14 protein-coding genes are annotated in these 14768 nt (G+C 50.9%); 10 read left to right on the top strand and 4 right to left on the bottom strand.

Annotation, left to right across the window (positions count from 1 at the left end; genetic code table 11):
* Positions 1-437 precede the first annotated feature (437 nt).
* From pyrF to HMPREF1986_RS05985, 8 genes are all read left to right on the top strand, one after another.
* Entirely contained in the window at positions 438-1190 is a 753-nt protein-coding gene (gene pyrF, locus HMPREF1986_RS06015; RefSeq protein ID WP_051273890.1) for an orotidine-5'-phosphate decarboxylase, read from the top strand.
* Between the two features lie 2 nt (positions 1191-1192).
* Entirely contained in the window at positions 1193-1864 is a 672-nt protein-coding gene (pyrE, locus tag HMPREF1986_RS06010; RefSeq protein WP_021773897.1) for an orotate phosphoribosyltransferase, read from the top strand.
* 116 nt (positions 1865-1980) lie between these two features.
* A complete protein-coding gene (gene pyrB / locus HMPREF1986_RS06005) occupies positions 1981-2907 on the top strand; it encodes an aspartate carbamoyltransferase (RefSeq protein ID WP_021773896.1) in 927 nt (308 codons plus the stop codon).
* Between the two features lie 18 nt (positions 2908-2925).
* Positions 2926-3369, top strand: a complete 444-nt coding sequence (locus HMPREF1986_RS06000; protein WP_009215611.1) for an aspartate carbamoyltransferase regulatory subunit — start codon at positions 2926-2928, stop codon at positions 3367-3369.
* Positions 3370-3552: 183 nt separating this feature from the next.
* Positions 3553-3720 (top strand): hypothetical protein, encoded by a 168-nt coding sequence (locus tag HMPREF1986_RS13140; RefSeq protein ID WP_155978782.1) that lies wholly within the window; start codon positions 3553-3555, stop codon positions 3718-3720.
* Between the two features lie 411 nt (positions 3721-4131).
* Entirely contained in the window at positions 4132-4521 is a 390-nt protein-coding gene (locus tag HMPREF1986_RS05995) for a hypothetical protein (protein WP_155812755.1), read from the top strand.
* Between the two features lie 322 nt (positions 4522-4843).
* Positions 4844-5788 (top strand): MarR family transcriptional regulator, encoded by a 945-nt coding sequence (locus tag HMPREF1986_RS05990; protein ID WP_021773894.1) that lies wholly within the window; start codon positions 4844-4846, stop codon positions 5786-5788.
* Positions 5781-6545 (top strand): hypothetical protein, encoded by a 765-nt coding sequence (locus tag HMPREF1986_RS05985; protein ID WP_021773893.1) that lies wholly within the window; start codon positions 5781-5783, stop codon positions 6543-6545. Before HMPREF1986_RS05990 ends, HMPREF1986_RS05985 begins: the two co-directional genes overlap by 8 nt.
* A gap of 283 nt (positions 6546-6828) precedes the next feature.
* Here the strand turns inward: HMPREF1986_RS05985 and HMPREF1986_RS05980 are convergent, their stop codons facing one another.
* From HMPREF1986_RS05980 to HMPREF1986_RS05965, 4 genes are read right to left on the bottom strand one after another with little or no spacing between them, the layout of a single operon-like run.
* Positions 6829-7632 (bottom strand): ABC transporter ATP-binding protein, encoded by an 804-nt coding sequence (locus HMPREF1986_RS05980; RefSeq protein ID WP_021773892.1) that lies wholly within the window; start codon positions 7630-7632, stop codon positions 6829-6831.
* Positions 7632-8651 carry a FecCD family ABC transporter permease gene (locus HMPREF1986_RS05975; protein ID WP_021773891.1) on the bottom strand — a complete coding sequence of 340 codons (1020 nt, stop codon included), beginning with the start codon at positions 8649-8651 and terminating at the stop codon, positions 7632-7634. Before HMPREF1986_RS05975 ends, HMPREF1986_RS05980 begins: the two co-directional genes overlap by 1 nt.
* The gene (locus HMPREF1986_RS05970) at positions 8648-9646 is read right to left on the bottom strand and encodes a FecCD family ABC transporter permease (protein ID WP_021773890.1); all 999 of its coding nucleotides are present in this window, start codon (positions 9644-9646) and stop codon (positions 8648-8650) included. The genes HMPREF1986_RS05975 and HMPREF1986_RS05970 overlap by 4 nt, the downstream gene beginning before the upstream one ends.
* An 18-nt stretch (positions 9647-9664) precedes the next feature.
* Positions 9665-10741, bottom strand: a complete 1077-nt coding sequence (locus HMPREF1986_RS05965; protein ID WP_021773889.1) for an iron-siderophore ABC transporter substrate-binding protein — start codon at positions 10739-10741, stop codon at positions 9665-9667.
* A 354-nt stretch (positions 10742-11095) separates the two neighbouring features.
* Between HMPREF1986_RS05965 and malQ the strand changes: the two genes are divergently transcribed.
* Both malQ and HMPREF1986_RS05955 read left to right on the top strand, forming a co-directional pair.
* Positions 11096-12655, top strand: coding sequence for a 4-alpha-glucanotransferase (malQ, locus tag HMPREF1986_RS05960; protein ID WP_021773888.1), 1560 nt, complete (start codon positions 11096-11098; stop codon positions 12653-12655).
* 177 nt (positions 12656-12832) lie between these two features.
* A complete protein-coding gene (locus tag HMPREF1986_RS05955; protein ID WP_021773886.1) occupies positions 12833-14653 on the top strand; it encodes an aminopeptidase P family protein in 1821 nt (606 codons plus the stop codon).
* Positions 14654-14768: the final 115 nt, after the last annotated feature.

Genomic DNA, 14768 nt, shown 5'->3' with positions numbered 1-14768 from the left:
CCGGGCGAAGCCGAGTCCTTAAGCGCCGGGGCGGTAGACGGCCTGCTCATGGATCGACCGGTCCGGCAGGGCGGCATGGGTGGATTCGGCCTGGCAGCAGTACAGCCCGGTATTGCGGGAGCCTGTGTTTAGGAAAACACTGATTAAATCGGGAAAGTTACGTGCCAGCGGGCGTGATGCCGCAAAAGCGTGCGGAACGCCGGCACTTAATGAACACGAGTGCAACGAAGTGTGAATTTAGTACCGCTGCGTGGAGCCCCGAACGGGAGTGTCTTTTGAGGCACACGCCTATGGCACGTGAGCACAGGAGTAAATCAGTGGTTCCTTAGATACCGTTGCTTTCGGCATGGATGTTGACAGTGGTCATCGCCAAGCACCGGGGCGGAAAATGGACTGCTTATGGCACGGCGATGAAGGAGTGGAAGGAGAGCAGAGGGATGGGAAGAGATGTCATCATAGCGCTGGATTTTCCGGGGAGGGAGGAGCTTTTCCGTTTTCTCCGGTACTTTTCCGGGGAGAGTAGGAAGCCCTATGTGAAGATCGGCATGGAGCTTTTCTACGCGGAGGGGCCGCGGATTGTGCGGGAGCTGAAGGAGCTGGGACATCCAGTTTTTCTGGATCTGAAGCTCCATGATATCCCGAATACGGTGCGCTCCGCGATGCGTTCTCTCCGGGAGCTGGACATCGACATGACAAATGTCCACGCCTCTGGGACGAAGGAGATGATGGAGGCTGCGCTTGAGGGGCTCACGAGGCCGGATGGCAGACGCCCGCTCCTCATCGCGGTGACGCAGCTCACCTCGACTTCACAGGAGAGGATGGAGCGGGATCTTCTGATCCGGGAGCCGATCGACGAGGTGGTTCTGCATTATGCCAGGAGGGCCCGCGAGGCCGGACTGGACGGGGTTGTCTGCTCTCCGCTGGAAGCGGGAAGGATCCACGACAACCTTGGACGGGACTTTTTGAGTGTCTGCCCCGGCGTCCGTTTTCCGGGAGGGGAGGCCGGAGATCAGTCCCGCGTCGCTTCGCCGGAGAGGGCGAAGGAGCTCGGCGCGGATTATATCGTCATGGGACGCCCCATCACGCGGGCGGAGGATCCTGTCTCGGCCTATCGGAGGGCGATGGAGGAGTTCACAGGGGCTTCGGCGGCTCCGGGCGGCACAGTGTCGGATGAGAAGCGGGAGGATTAAAAATGGATAGAGAGGAAAAGACAGCGTTTGGGAAGACAGAGGAGATCGGAGAAAAAGCGGCAGAGGCACTGCTCTCCATTCGGGCGGTTTTTCTTCGCCCGGAGGAGCCCTTCACCTGGGCCTCCGGCATTCGTTCCCCGATCTACTGTGATAATCGTCTGGTTCTGAGCTTTCCATCGGTGAGGACGCTCATAGAGGAGGGGATCGCGGAGACGGTGAAGCGGGAGTATCCGGAGGCGGAGGCGCTCTTTGGCACTGCCACGGCCGGTATCGCGCACGCGGCCATCGCTTCTCAGCTCCTCGGTCTTCCCATGGGCTATGTCCGGGGAAAGGCGAAGGACCACGGGAGGAAGAACCGGATCGAGGGGAGACTCTCGAAGGGGGAGAAGGTCGTCGTCATCGAGGATCTGATCTCCACCGGCGGCTCGGTCCTGGATTGTGTGGAAGCGCTCCGGGAGGAGGGAGCGGAGGTGCTCGGGATCGTCAGCATCTTCACCTATGGGATGAAGAAGGGGGTGGAGAGACTGGACAGCGCTAAAGTCCGGAACAAAAGCCTCTGCGATCTGGACACGCTCTTAAAGGTCGCGCTCCGGAAGGGCTATATCCGCCCCGAGGATGAGGGAAAGCTGCTTCGCTTCCGGGACGATCCGGCGGACGAGAGCTGGATGCGATAGGGGAGCGGGAGACGGCGTGGTTTTCCTGCCGGAATTAGCGCTGTCAGTATGGATGAAAGGGCAGCGGGGAAAGAGAGAACGGATACAGTACAGTATGAAGAAAGGAAGTCAATGCGATGCAGGGAAAGCTAAGGAGCGTCATCAATATCTTGGATCTGTCGGTGGGTGAGCTCGAACATCTCATGGATCTTGCGGACCGGATCGAGAAGCAGCCGGAGGAGTACCGGGATCGCTGCCGCTATAAGAAGCTTGCGACACTTTTCTTTGAGCCCTCCACCAGGACGCGGCTCTCCTTTGAGGCGGCAATGCTGGAGCTCGGGGGACAGGTGCTCGGCTTCGCCGGGGCCTCGAGTTCTTCCGCGGCGAAGGGGGAGAGCGTGGCGGACACGATTGCGGTCGTATCCAACTACGCGGACATCATCACCATGCGGCATCCGAAGGAGGGCGCCCCGGTCGTCGCGGCACAAAACAGCACGGTTCCCTTTATCAATGCGGGGGACGGCGGGCACTTCCATCCGACGCAGACTCTTGCGGATATTCTGACGGTGAGGAGGACCTGCGGGAAGCTGGAGGGACTCACACTCGGTCTCTGCGGGGACCTGAAGTTCGGGCGCACGGTGCATTCCCTGATCGATGCAATGCTTCGCTATCCGAAGAACCGTTATATCCTGATCTCCCCGGAGGAGCTCAGACTGCCCGAGTATGAGATCGAAAAGCTCAGATCCTCCGGCGCGGAGTTCGAGGAGACGACCTCTTTGGAGGACGCGATCCCAAAGCTCGATATCCTTTATATGACGAGGGTCCAGAAGGAGCGCTTCTTCAACGAAGAGGATTATCTTCGCTTAAAGGATATCTATGTCCTGACGCCGGAGAAGCTGAGGAATTCCAAGGAGAGCCTCGCGATTCTGCATCCTCTCCCGAGGGTCAATGAGATTTCCGTCGCGGTGGACAGAGACCCCAGGGCAAAATATTTCTATCAGACCCTCTGCGGAAAGCAGATGCGGATGGCCCTCATCCTCTTCCTTCTGGGACTGGATGAATAAGAGAGGAGGACAGACAGGATGAAGATAGACGGAATAGAGAATGGAATTGTGCTGGACCACATCAAGGCGGGGAGAAGCATGCTGGTCTACCGCTATCTGGGGCTAGACCGGGTGAAAAGTCAGGTCGCCATGATACAGAACTGCGTCTCCCATAAGATGGGGAAGAAGGATATCGTGAAGATCTCGGAGAATATCGATCTCGACCTGGAGGTCTTGGGATATATCGATCCCGGCATCACGGTGAACTACATTAAGGATGGGAAGCAGGTCAGAAAGGCGAGCCTGGAGCTCCCGGAGAAGCTCCGGAATGTTCTTCGCTGCAGAAACCCCCGCTGCATCACCTCCACGGAGCAGGAGCTCCCCCATATTTTCCGCCTTGCAGACCGGGAGAGAAGGCAGTACCGCTGCATCTACTGTGACACGATCGCAAAGAAGGATGAGATCCGCTCCATGCTGCCGTAAGGCAGCGGGGAGGGCCCGAAAAAGAAAAGCTTTCGTCAGAAAAGATTTCCTTGCCATTCCTTGGCAAATCAACGATACTGAAGAGGAAGAACCTTTGCGGGGAGCTGAGCGCTGCTGAGATCCTCTGCCTTGGAGAACAGGAAGAGAGGGACAAAAGCCGTTTTCGGAAAGGAGGCATTCACAGTGAGCGTAAAGACATTTGTCCTTTTGAACATAGCCTTCTTTATAGCCTCTTTGATCTCCACCATCCTAAGAGGAGGGGGGGCGTCATCGCTCCTCTATATCCTGTACATCTACGGGGTTTTGTTCTTGACTATCTTTGTCATAAGCTGGATCAAGAGAAAGGACTGAGGAGGAGAGAGGATTTATGATGCGGGGTCGCTTTGGCGGCTCCGTTTCTTTTTCGAAAGGATCAAGAACGCTGTAAAATTCGTGCCGCAAAACATGACACATCCTTTCCGAATTTAAAAGAGAGTGGAGTTCTCAACTTCATTTTAGGAGTCATAACTTAGAAGAAAAAAGACTTGAAAGCTTGAAATCCATTCGCATTCTCACTATAATATAGACAAAAGAATAACGAGAATAAGAAGCAAAAAATGTTATATTTAATAGATTGAAAAGATAATTTGAGAAGTGTTGTTATAAAGGCGTTTGCTATTCACCCTATCTTATGTGGTGAGGAATAGAAAGGGGGTTATAACCAATACAATTCTACCATCAGGAAGGAAGTTAATGGAAATTTCCATAGGAAGGAGAGGCCTTATGAAATTTGCAGTTGACTATAAGATGGCTTTATATGTATTCGTGGTTGGATGCGTTTGTATAGGTATCAGAATGGCTATGTCACCTTCCCTCCCTTTGGTGTTAGAGCTTGCGGTTGGCGCTGGTTTATGTCTTGTCAGCGTGGGATTGACGGTATGGGAGATCATTGGAGATCTCGGTTTCTTCTATGGTTTTGCCGAGAATTGGAATGGATACGGCATTGTAAATAGCGGTTTTATCGCTGGGATGTCTGCATTCTTTTTTTCGAGAGAATGGCAACTTGGTATTGCAATAGTGGTTTTGCTGAGTGTTTTCACGATGATCGAAAGGCTTTGTATTCGGTATGCCGTTTCGTTAGTTAAGAAAACTCATAAAAGCCATAACGGTTAAAGCCCTATTTATCATAAAAAGGGTAGATGATGGCGCTGAAGTAACGGATTAACCGAGACTATGATGAAGTTTTGAAAACATCTGAGCACAAGGTCTTTTATGATGCAATCAAAATCATAGAAGGCCTTTTATTATGGAAAAAAGGAAAAGAAAACCTGCTCACCATGTCCAGATGACTGACAGAAAGTAATATTGAAAGTATCAGAAAGATTAACAGTGATATCAATTAGTATTATAGAGATAGAATCAAATAACAAATGAATTGCACTTTAACATAATTAGTGTTAATATGCGTTTATGATGTTATTATAGGGGAGGCGAGATGAGCTATCTGGAAGAAGTGCTTGGAATAAAAGCCATTTACAGTCAATGGAAGGATAGTAAAAAACTGCCATTCCTGATCACCGATCGCTATGATTTTCAAAGGGTGTTTCTTGACGAAGTTCCAACGGTCTTCATGTATGTTAAAGGATCAATGGAGAGTCTGGCTAATACCAAGGCGCATGTGAGAAAGGCAGGATCGTTAGCTGGAGTTCCGCTTGTACTGGTGCTTCAGACATGTCTTCCAAGACAGCGCGAGAGTCTGATCCGTGCAGGAATCCCATTTATCGTGGAGGGAACACAGATCTTCCTTCCATTTATGGGCATTGCTCTGCGCGAAAAATATTCAAGACCAGCGGAATTTCGCACGCAGCTGACGCCGTCGGCACAGGTTGTTTTCTTGCATTTACTTTATGGAGCAAAGAATAAAATCCTGCTGAGGGATGTGGCAAAGGAATTAAACTTGACGGCGATGACTGCTTCAAGAGCCGTCAGACAGCTGGAAGATGCCGGAATGCTCAAGACACAAAAAGAGGGTGTGCATAAAATTATTTTAATGACGAATCAAGGGCAAGCTCTTTTTCGAAAAGCAGAGAGCTTTTTGCTATCACCAGTCGGACGGAAGCTGTATGTCACAAAAGATAAGGCTTTTGAGAATTGTCTGAAGGCAGGATACCTGGCGCTGTCTGAGTGCTCTATGCTCAGTGCTCCGAGGACCAATGTTTATGCGGTAAACAATCTTCCGGCAGAATATATGGAGGAGATGACGGACGCAGATCAAGATACTCAGATCGAACAGTGGATATATGATCCCTGTCTTTTTGAAAAGAATGGAAGTGTAGATCCTATCTCTCTTTACCTGTCGCTTCGAGATGATCCGGATGAGCGCGTACAGGAAGCACTTGATACCATGATGAGTGACTTCTGGAGGGAGTATCATGCTTAAAGGCTTTCAAAGTTTTAGGGACTGGTTCGCCGGGTTCGAAGCAAACTATACGATTATCGGTGGTACGGCCTGCGATCTATTGATGTCGGATTACGATTTGGATTTTCGTGCAACGAAAGATATTGATCTGGTATTGATTCTTGAGGAATTGACACCGGAGTTTAGCAGAAGGTTTTGGGATTACATTCAAGATGCGGGATATGAGCATCGGGATAAGAGTAGCGGAAAGAGCCAGTTCTATCGTTTTTCAAAACCAAAGAACGGGGATTATCCTGCGATGATTGAACTGTTTTCGAGAAGGACGGATAGGATTCTTTTGCCGGAAGAAGCAGTACTCACTCCAATCCCGATAGAGGAGGAAGTGTCCAGCTTATCTGCTATTTTGCTGGATGAGATGTATTATCAATTCCTGAGGAAGGGATCGATCGTGATAGATGGGGTGGCGATACTGGATACGCCCTATCTGATTCCATTTAAGATGAAAGCCTGGCTGGATCTGACAAAGAGGCGAGTAAAGGGAGAGAATATAGACAGCAAAAATATCCGGAAGCATAAGAATGATGTCTTTCGAATGTCTGCTCTGCTGGGGGGAGAGACGGTACTTCCAGCAGAGGGGGCGATCAAAAAGGATATTGAAGAATTCCTTTTGAAGATGGGAGATGAAGGGTTAGACGTGAAACAGCTTGGATTGAGAAGAACAAAAAAAGAAATGATCGACCGTCTGAGAAGGTGCTATTTGTCAGGAGAAGGTGAATAAGGGGGATATATAGCTGACGGAATTTTATCATAGAGTCAGTTGATGGGAGAGGCATTTACGAGGGTGCTTTTTTGCGGCTAAAAGTTTATGATTTGGAGGCCGTCATCGCTCCTCTATATCCTGTACATTTACGGGATTTTGTTCTTGACTATCTTTGTCGTAAGCTGGATCAAGAGAAAGGACTGAAGAGAAGGAAGAATCTGTGAAACGGGACCGCTTCAGCGGTCCCGTTCCCTTTTTAAATCTGTGAATGAGAAGTGTCAAGATTTATGATCAACATCACCTACGAAAAACTCTTCTGATGCTTGCCTATAGGCACGACCATAGGTGCATTCGAGCTTGGATCTATAATTACCTGATTGTCAAGTCCATATACATCCTTTATGAGCTTTTCGCTTATTATCTTTTCGGGCGCACCCTCCGCATAAAGATTCCCTGACTTAAGAGCAAAGATGTAATCCGCATAGCGGACCGAAAGGTTAATATCATGAAGCACCATAATGATAGTTGTCTTCTTGCTTCTGTTGAGCTCTCCAAGAAGGTCTAGGATATCTATCTGATAAGCGATATCAAGGAAGGTGGTAGGCTCGTCCAGGAAGAGAATGTCTGTCTGTTGTGCCAGAGCAAGGGCTATCCACACACGCTGACGCTGACCTCCGGAAAGTTCATCTACAGCCCTGTCACGAAGCTCCGTTATGCCCATAGTCTCCATGGCTTCTCCAATTGCCTTAAAGTCCCTGGCATCCATTCCTCTGAATACCCTGCGATAAGGGAAGCGCCCTCTGCTTATGAGGTCATAGACGGTGATGCCCTCTGGTACGAGCGGGGACTGCGGCATAAGGCTTATTATCTTTGCCATTTCCTTTGGAGCATAGTCCGATACAGGCCTGCCGTCCAGATAGATATCCCCTGACATTACTTTATTCAGTCTGCAGAATGTTTTAAGAAGAGTCGATTTTCCACAGCCGTTTGAGCCTATAATTACCGATATTTTCCCCTCCGGTATAGTCAGATCAAGTCCTTTTATTATCGCTCTTCCATCGTAGCCCGCTACCAGATTTCTGGCTTCTAATAGATGTTTTCCCATCAGTTCACACCCCTTTTATTCATCCTTATAAGCAGATAAAGCATATATGGTGCACCTAAAAGTCCCGTAACGACTCCCACAGGGTAATGCACAGGAAAGGCATGGAAAGCCACCAGATCTGCTCCCAGTGTAAGTACGGTCCCCACGAGGCCTGCCGGTATAAGGCTAGACTTCCCCTTCCCTGCGAGACTGGAAGCGATAGGCCCCGAAAGAAAAGACACAGATGCAATAGGTCCCGTGACGGAAGTTGCAAAAGAAACCAGGATAACCGCAGCGATTATCATAAGCGAATAAGTCAGTCTTGTATTTAATCCAAGCGCTACCGCAAAATCGTCGCCCAAGGGAATAATTTCCATGTGTCTTGTAAGAGATGCAAGTATTATGGTAATAACGCCCACTACTGCCATAAGCGCGGGGATATCTGTCATCTGTACATCGTTCAGGCTTCCGCTCAACCACTGCATGGTCGTAGCTGCCTCATATTCCGCTGCCTTGGCGAGCAAATAAGAAGTAACTGCCCTTAAAAGTGCCGCGATTCCTATCCCGATAAGGATCATTCTGCCATAGGTGAAATGTCCCTTTATTACCGATAATCGGTATATCACTACGGCAGTGGCAATACCGAAAATCATGGCGAAGACGGACACAATACTGCCTCTGAGTCCCACCACCAGAATTAAAAATACTGCTGCTGTACTGGTTCCCGCAGAAATACCTATTACATCAGGCGAGGCAAGGGGGTTACGCAGGAGATTTTGAAACACATAGCCGGCAACGCCGAAGGCAAAGCCTGAAAATACCGCCCCCATCATTCTCGGAAGCCTTACATGGTTCACCGCATAGGATACTCCGTCTACCGTTTCGCCCATCAGTACCCTTATCACATCACTTACAGGGTAGGATACGCTTCCAAGACAAAGCTCACAGGCGACGAATATAAAGCCAAGTATGCAGAGCATAAGGACAACCAGCCGCCACCTGAGGGCCCTTTTCTTAAAGCCATAATTCAACTCCGTCATAGACTTTTCACCCTCCCCTGCCGGATTGCAAATATGAAAATAGGCGCTCCGAGGACTGCTGTAACGATACCGACTTCTGTCTCCCCGGGGAAGCTTATCATTCTTCCGATCACATCTGATACCAGTAAGAGTATGCCTGAGCCAAGGAAGGAAAGGGGCAGCATTTTACCCATCTCATTGCCGAATATAAGTCTTACGATATGGGGTATGATAAGACCTACAAAGCCGATAGGGCCTGCAAGTGCCGTAGCCGCGCCGCATAAGAGCACAGAGGCGAGAGCTCCGACAGACCTTGTAAGCACCACATTGGTACCTAAGGCAGTGGCCGCTTCATCCCCAAGGGCAAGGTTATTTAAATACCCTGAAATAAGCATAGATATGATAAAGCCGGCTATCAGAAACGGGGCAATCAGGACTATATTTTCCCATGTGGCACTGCCGATGCTTCCCACCTGCCAGAATCTGAAAGCCTGTAATACCGTGTTGTTTGGAAGCATAATCGTGCTTACTATTGAACTCAGGACGATGCTCACCGCAGAACCTGAAAGTGCCAGCTTAAGCGGGGTAGCGCCGTCTTTACCCATACTGGCCACTCCATATACAAAAACTGCCGTAAGTCCCGCCCCTGTTATGGCGAGCCAGATATACTGGTAAGCCGCTGTAATATTTAAAAAGGCAATACCGGCCACCACAAACAGTGATGCACCGGTATTTACTCCCAGTATACTCGGATCTGCAATCGGATTTCTTGTGATGCTCTGCATCAGGGCCCCGGATATGCCAAGAGCACCTCCCGCCAAGATTCCGAATACAGTCCTTGGTATTCTCTGAAATATTATAGTCGCTTCCAGGCTCTCCGAATCATTTCCCAACAGTACTTCGATTACCTTCGCAAATGCAATTCTCTTTGCGCCCAGAGAAATAGAGAATACCGCCATAACAAAAAGCAGGGCGAAGCATAAGACAATAGAAAATACAAACTTTTTCTTTCCCATGTTTACTCCGCTCCTGATCTATTTCACCACTGCGCTGATCGCATCCAGATAGCTTGTAAGCTCAGCTTTTATGGAAAGTACGGAGGGATTACAAGCTGCTGAAAGGCTTCCTTTATTGTCGAGCACGACTACCCTGCCATCTCTTACGGCAGGTATTTTTGAGAAAATGGCATCGTTCTTAATGGCATCAAAGGTTTTATCATCCCCATAGGTGATGATAATATCGAGGTCGCTTAAGGTTTCCACCGCGAGCTCTGATGAAATCTGCACATAGAAGGAATCCTTGTCTGTCGCCTGTTCCTCTACTTTTTCAGGGAAGCGGAAGCCCATATCCACAAGATAGCCTGCTCTTGGATCTATGGTTCTGTATACTGAGAAATTGCTGAGATCAGCCGCACTTATATAGCATAAAGCCGCGCTTTTTCCCGCAAGCTCAGGATATTTTGCCATGGTTTCTTTTATGAAAGTATCCGTATCCGCAACGATCTTCTCCCCTTCAGCCTTCCTTCCGACTGCTTCAGCCGCTTCTATAAGCTGTTCTCTCCAGGTAGTCTTCCAGGCGATATCCTTGAAAGGAATAGTAGGTGCAATCTCTGAAAGGCGATCATATTCTTTTTTCTCCATTCCCGAGTAAGGGGCAACTATGATATCGGGATCAGCCCCTGCAATTGCCTCATAGTCAAAACCGTCGAGGTCGTTAAACACATTGGGATTTTCTTCACCAAGTTCTTTAAACTTGGCTTCTGTCCAGGGAAGAATTCCCTTTTCTGTGACCGGCCCCCAGTTGATTCTTGAAACACCCACCGGGATTAGTCCGAGTGCGAGGATAGAATCCGCATTATTCCAGTTAAGGGTAACTATTCTGTCAGGCTTCTCCTTTATAACCGTCTCACCGTAAGCATGCTTCATTGTGATTGGAAAGGAGGTCGTCTCAGAGGCACCGGCGGAAATCGCGCTCTTTTCTGCATCTGCCACGCCTGTGCTCTTTGTCGAGTCTTGGCCTGCGGTATTTCCGGTGTTTGCTCCACAGCCTGTAATCAATGCTGCTGTAAGCATGGCGAAAGCCGCTGCGCTCAGTAAATGCCTGATTTTCATAGTCTTCCTTTCTTAATTTTATAATCTTCGGTTAGTCAAGTATAACCAGCGACGCAAATAATAATCAATATTATGGATAGACAAACTTTTGTACCATAACTATTGTTTTTGATGCATTTTACTCTTTATATTTGATCAACCATGTAATATTCCGCGAGTTAATTATTGTTAATCGAATTTAGCCATGTATCACAGGTGCAGTCCTGCAAGTTAAAAACAAATCTTGTGAAAAAGCGGTAATTTCTCTTTGCCAAAGGCGAGGTTTACCGTGAAATAGAGACAGCTTTTTTCCGCCTTTCGTTGCTATTCCATCCCGAAAGTGTTAGGATATGACAAAGGAAAAAGGAGAGAGCGATGGCAATGGAAAAAGATTTGCAAAGGGATGCTTTCCGGGAGGATAGCAGCCGGGTGGAGAGCGCTCGGACGGGCTGGAAAAGGGCTGCGGGAGTTTTGCTCCCGATTTTTTCTCTGCCCGGGAGATATGGGATCGGAGGCTTCGGAGAGGAGGCCTTCCGTTTTGCGGATTTTCTTTCGGAGTCCGGGCAGAGCTACTGGCAGATTCTGCCCCTGGGGCCGACCGGCTACGGGGATTCTCCCTATCAGAGCTTTTCCACCTTTGCGGGGAATCCCTATTTCATTGATCTTCCGACTTTGATCCGGGAGGGACTCCTCACGGAGGAGGAGTGTGAAGAGGCCGGGCTGGAGGAAGGAGCGGAGGAGCGAGAGGGAGAGAAAGAGGACGGGAGCGGAGAGCTCTCGGAGCCGGAAAGGCGGATCTCCTATGAGAGGCAGTACCGCTTTCGCTATCCTCTCCTCCGAAAGGCCTATGCCCGCTTCCAGAGAGGGCTCTGCGGGGAGGAGTCGTGGGAAGCGGAGAGGGAGTCCTACCAGGAATTTTTGCAGGAGGAGGAGCTCTGGCTTCCCGACTACGCCGCTTTTATGGCGAAGAAGAGCGGAGACAGCGAGGATTTCCACTGCTTTTTGCAGTATGAGTTTCGGAAGCAGTGGAGGAGGCTGAAGCGCTATGTCAATGAGAGAGGGATCGAGCTGATCGGCGATATTCCGATCTATGTGTCGCAGGATTCTTCGGATCTTCTCTCGAATCCGAAGCTTTTTCAGCTGAGCCCTGAAGGAGAGCCCCTTCGGGTTGCGGGCTGCCCCCCGGATTCCTTTGCGGCGGACGGCCAGCTCTGGGGGAATCCCCTCTACGACTGGGAATATCACAGAAAGAGCGGCTATCGCTGGTGGATTGAGCGGATGCGGCATTGCTTTTCGCTCTATGATATCGTCCGCGTGGATCATTTCCGGGGCTTCGACGAGTATTTCTCCATCCCGAGCGGGGATAAGGACGCGAGGGGCGGGCGATGGGAGAAGGGGCCGGGGATCGAGCTTTTCCGGGCGCTTAAGGAGGCGCTCGGGGAGAAGCGAATCATCGCGGAGGACCTCGGCTATGTGACGGATTCTGTGAGGAAGCTTGTGAGGGATACGGGCTTTCCCGGGATGAAGGTCCTGGAGTTTGCCTTTGATTCCCGGGAGGAGGCGGATTATTCCCCGGACAGCTGGCCGGAGAATTCGGTGGGCTACACCGGGACGCACGATAATCAGGTGCTCAAAGCCTGGTTTACGGAGATTTCGGAGGAGGACCGGCAGATGGCGGCGGAGGCTCTCCACACTGCGCTCTCCGAGCTCGAGAGCTCGAACTATGTGGACCGCTTCATCGAGCTTTCGATGCAGACGAAGGCGAATACGGTGATCATCCCGCTTCAGGACTATCTCCGCTTTGGCGCAGAGTCCCGCATCAATAAGCCGTCCACCCTCGGGGGGAACTGGAGCTTTCGCTTCCTGAAATCGGATTTTACGGCGGAGCTCTCCGGGAGAATCCGGAAATTTACCGAGGAGAGCGGGAGAGGCTAGACTGCTCTCCTTTATGCAGGTCATTTGCAAAGGAGGCAGAGGGATCCCTGTCAGCGCCATGGATGCAGGGAGCGAAGCGGCGCGCAGGGCTATGATTTATGGTACTTGCCGGTATTTTCGGCATAATATTTTCTGCTGGAGCAGAGGGAGAGATTCCCGGAAAGAGAAAGGAGCTATATGAAGGGAGCATTACAGGCGCTTCGGAAGGAGATGGCCAGAGAGAAGACGGATGTCTATCTGATTCCCATGGACGATTTTCATCAGAGCGAGTATGTCTCGGAGTATTTCAAGACGATCCGCCATATCACGGGCTTCACGGGGGACAGCTGCAATGTGGTTGTGACGCAGGATGCGGCGAAGTTTTTCACCGACGGAAGATTCTTCATTCAGGCGGAGAGAGAGCTCTACGACGGCGTGGACCTCATGAAAATGGGGGAGAAGGGCGTACCGACCCTGACGGCGTATATCGAGACCGTGCTCCCCGAGGGAGGCGTGCTCGGCTTCGACGGAAGATGTGTGAATTCCGGACTCGGAAAGCAGCTTGAGGCTATCGCGGAGAAGAAAAAGGGGAAAATTCAGGCGGATAAGGATCTGGTTGGAAATGTCTGGCCGGAGCGGCCCTCTCTGCCGAAGGAGAAGGTCTGGATTCTGGAGGAAAAGTGGGCCGGTGAGAGTGCAGAGAAGAAGCTCTCCAGGCTTCGGGAGGAGATGACGGAGAAGGGAGCCGACATTCATGTCATCGCAAGCCTCGATGATATCGCATGGCTTCTGAATCTCCGCGGCTGGGATGTGCTCTGCACACCGGTCTTCCTTTCCTTCCTGCTCATCGATCGGGAGAACTGCTATCTCTTTGCCAATGAGGAGAACTTCGACGAGAGCGTAAAGCGCTATCTGGAGAAGCTGCAGGTCCGCCTCGCGCCCTATAATGGGATCTATGACGCGGTGAAGCAGCTTCGGAACAGGACCATCCTTCTTCAGGGCGGAAAGACCAATTATGCGATCCTCCGCTCGATCGATCCCTCGGTCTCTGTCGTCGATGCCCTGCTCCCCAGTACGTATGACAAGGCGATCAAGAATGAGGTGGAGATCCAGAATGAGAGGACGGCCCACATCAAAGACGGCATCGCGCTGACAAAGTATATCTATTTTATGAAGCACGCCTTCCGGGACGGAAAGCTCACGGAGGAGGCGAAGGAAATCCTACAGGCTCCGGAGCTCACGGAGTGCAGCGGCGCGGCCTATCTCCAGAGGCTCCGGAAGGAGGACCCGCACTATCTGGAGGACAGCTTCCCCGCGATTTCCGCCTATGGGGAGAACGCGGCGCTTCCCCACTACTCCCCTTCGGAGGAGCATGATAAGAAGGTGGAGGCGAGCGGCTTCTATCTCATTGATTCCGGCGGACAGTATTATGAGGGAACGACGGATGTGACGAGGACCATCGCCATGGGGCCGCTGAAGAAGGAGGAGATCCGGCACTTCACCATGGTGTGCATGGCGATGCTTCGCCTTGCGGACGCGAAGCTCCTTCAGGGCTCCTCCGGAGTGACCTTTGACTATGCCGGGAGAGAGATCTTCTGGAGGGAGGGGCTGAATTATAATCATGGGACCGGGCACGGCGTCGGCTACTGCCTCTCCTGCCACGAGGGACCGATCGGCATCCGCTACCGCTATCTGCCGAGCCGCCTGGAAAATGTGGAATTCAACCCCGGAAATATCGTCTCCGATGAGCCCGGCTTCTATGTCGAGGGACAGTACGGGATCCGGACGGAGAATCTGATGGTCTGCAAAAAGGCGATCGAGAATGAGTTCGGCATGTTCATGGATTTCGAGCATCTGACAATGGCGCCGATCGACCTGGATGCTCTGGACAAGAGCATCATGCTGCCGCAAGACATCGAGCTCCTGAATGCCTATCACAAGGACGTCTATGAGAAGCTTTCTCCCTACTTTGAGGGAGAGATCCTCGCGTGGCTGAAGGAGGCGACGAGGGCGATCTGATCCTCGTTTTCTATGTGAAAAGATAATTCCCTCTTCCTCCGCCGGAATGGACCGACAGGCGCGGGAGGAGGGAGAAAAAAGCCGCCCCGGCCCGGGGAGAGAAAGCTCTCTCCCC

Source organism: Oribacterium sp. oral taxon 078 str. F0263 (assembly GCF_000469565.1).
Lineage (GTDB): Bacteria > Bacillota > Clostridia > Lachnospirales > Lachnospiraceae > Oribacterium.
This window is presented reverse-complemented; position numbering and strand designations above follow the sequence as displayed.

What these genes read in the sequence shown, in the direction of transcription:
- pyrF (WP_051273890.1), top strand. Translation starts at nt 438, where the DNA reads ATGGGAAGAGATGTCATCATAGCGCTGGATTTTCCGGGGAGGGAGGAG.
- pyrE (WP_021773897.1), top strand. Translation starts at nt 1,193, where the DNA reads ATGGATAGAGAGGAAAAGACAGCGTTTGGGAAGACAGAGGAGATCGGA.
- pyrB (WP_021773896.1), top strand. Translation starts at nt 1,981, where the DNA reads ATGCAGGGAAAGCTAAGGAGCGTCATCAATATCTTGGATCTGTCGGTG.
- HMPREF1986_RS06000 (WP_009215611.1), top strand. Translation starts at nt 2,926, where the DNA reads ATGAAGATAGACGGAATAGAGAATGGAATTGTGCTGGACCACATCAAG.
- HMPREF1986_RS05995 (WP_155812755.1), top strand. Translation starts at nt 4,132, where the DNA reads ATGAAATTTGCAGTTGACTATAAGATGGCTTTATATGTATTCGTGGTT.
- HMPREF1986_RS05990 (WP_021773894.1), top strand. Translation starts at nt 4,844, where the DNA reads ATGAGCTATCTGGAAGAAGTGCTTGGAATAAAAGCCATTTACAGTCAA.
- HMPREF1986_RS05985 (WP_021773893.1), top strand. Translation starts at nt 5,781, where the DNA reads ATGCTTAAAGGCTTTCAAAGTTTTAGGGACTGGTTCGCCGGGTTCGAA.
- HMPREF1986_RS05980 (WP_021773892.1), bottom strand. Translation starts at nt 7,632, where the DNA reads ATGGGAAAACATCTATTAGAAGCCAGAAATCTGGTAGCGGGCTACGAT.
- HMPREF1986_RS05975 (WP_021773891.1), bottom strand. Translation starts at nt 8,651, where the DNA reads ATGACGGAGTTGAATTATGGCTTTAAGAAAAGGGCCCTCAGGTGGCGG.
- HMPREF1986_RS05970 (WP_021773890.1), bottom strand. Translation starts at nt 9,646, where the DNA reads ATGGGAAAGAAAAAGTTTGTATTTTCTATTGTCTTATGCTTCGCCCTG.
- HMPREF1986_RS05965 (WP_021773889.1), bottom strand. Translation starts at nt 10,741, where the DNA reads ATGAAAATCAGGCATTTACTGAGCGCAGCGGCTTTCGCCATGCTTACA.
- malQ (WP_021773888.1), top strand. Translation starts at nt 11,096, where the DNA reads ATGGCAATGGAAAAAGATTTGCAAAGGGATGCTTTCCGGGAGGATAGC.
- HMPREF1986_RS05955 (WP_021773886.1), top strand. Translation starts at nt 12,833, where the DNA reads ATGAAGGGAGCATTACAGGCGCTTCGGAAGGAGATGGCCAGAGAGAAG.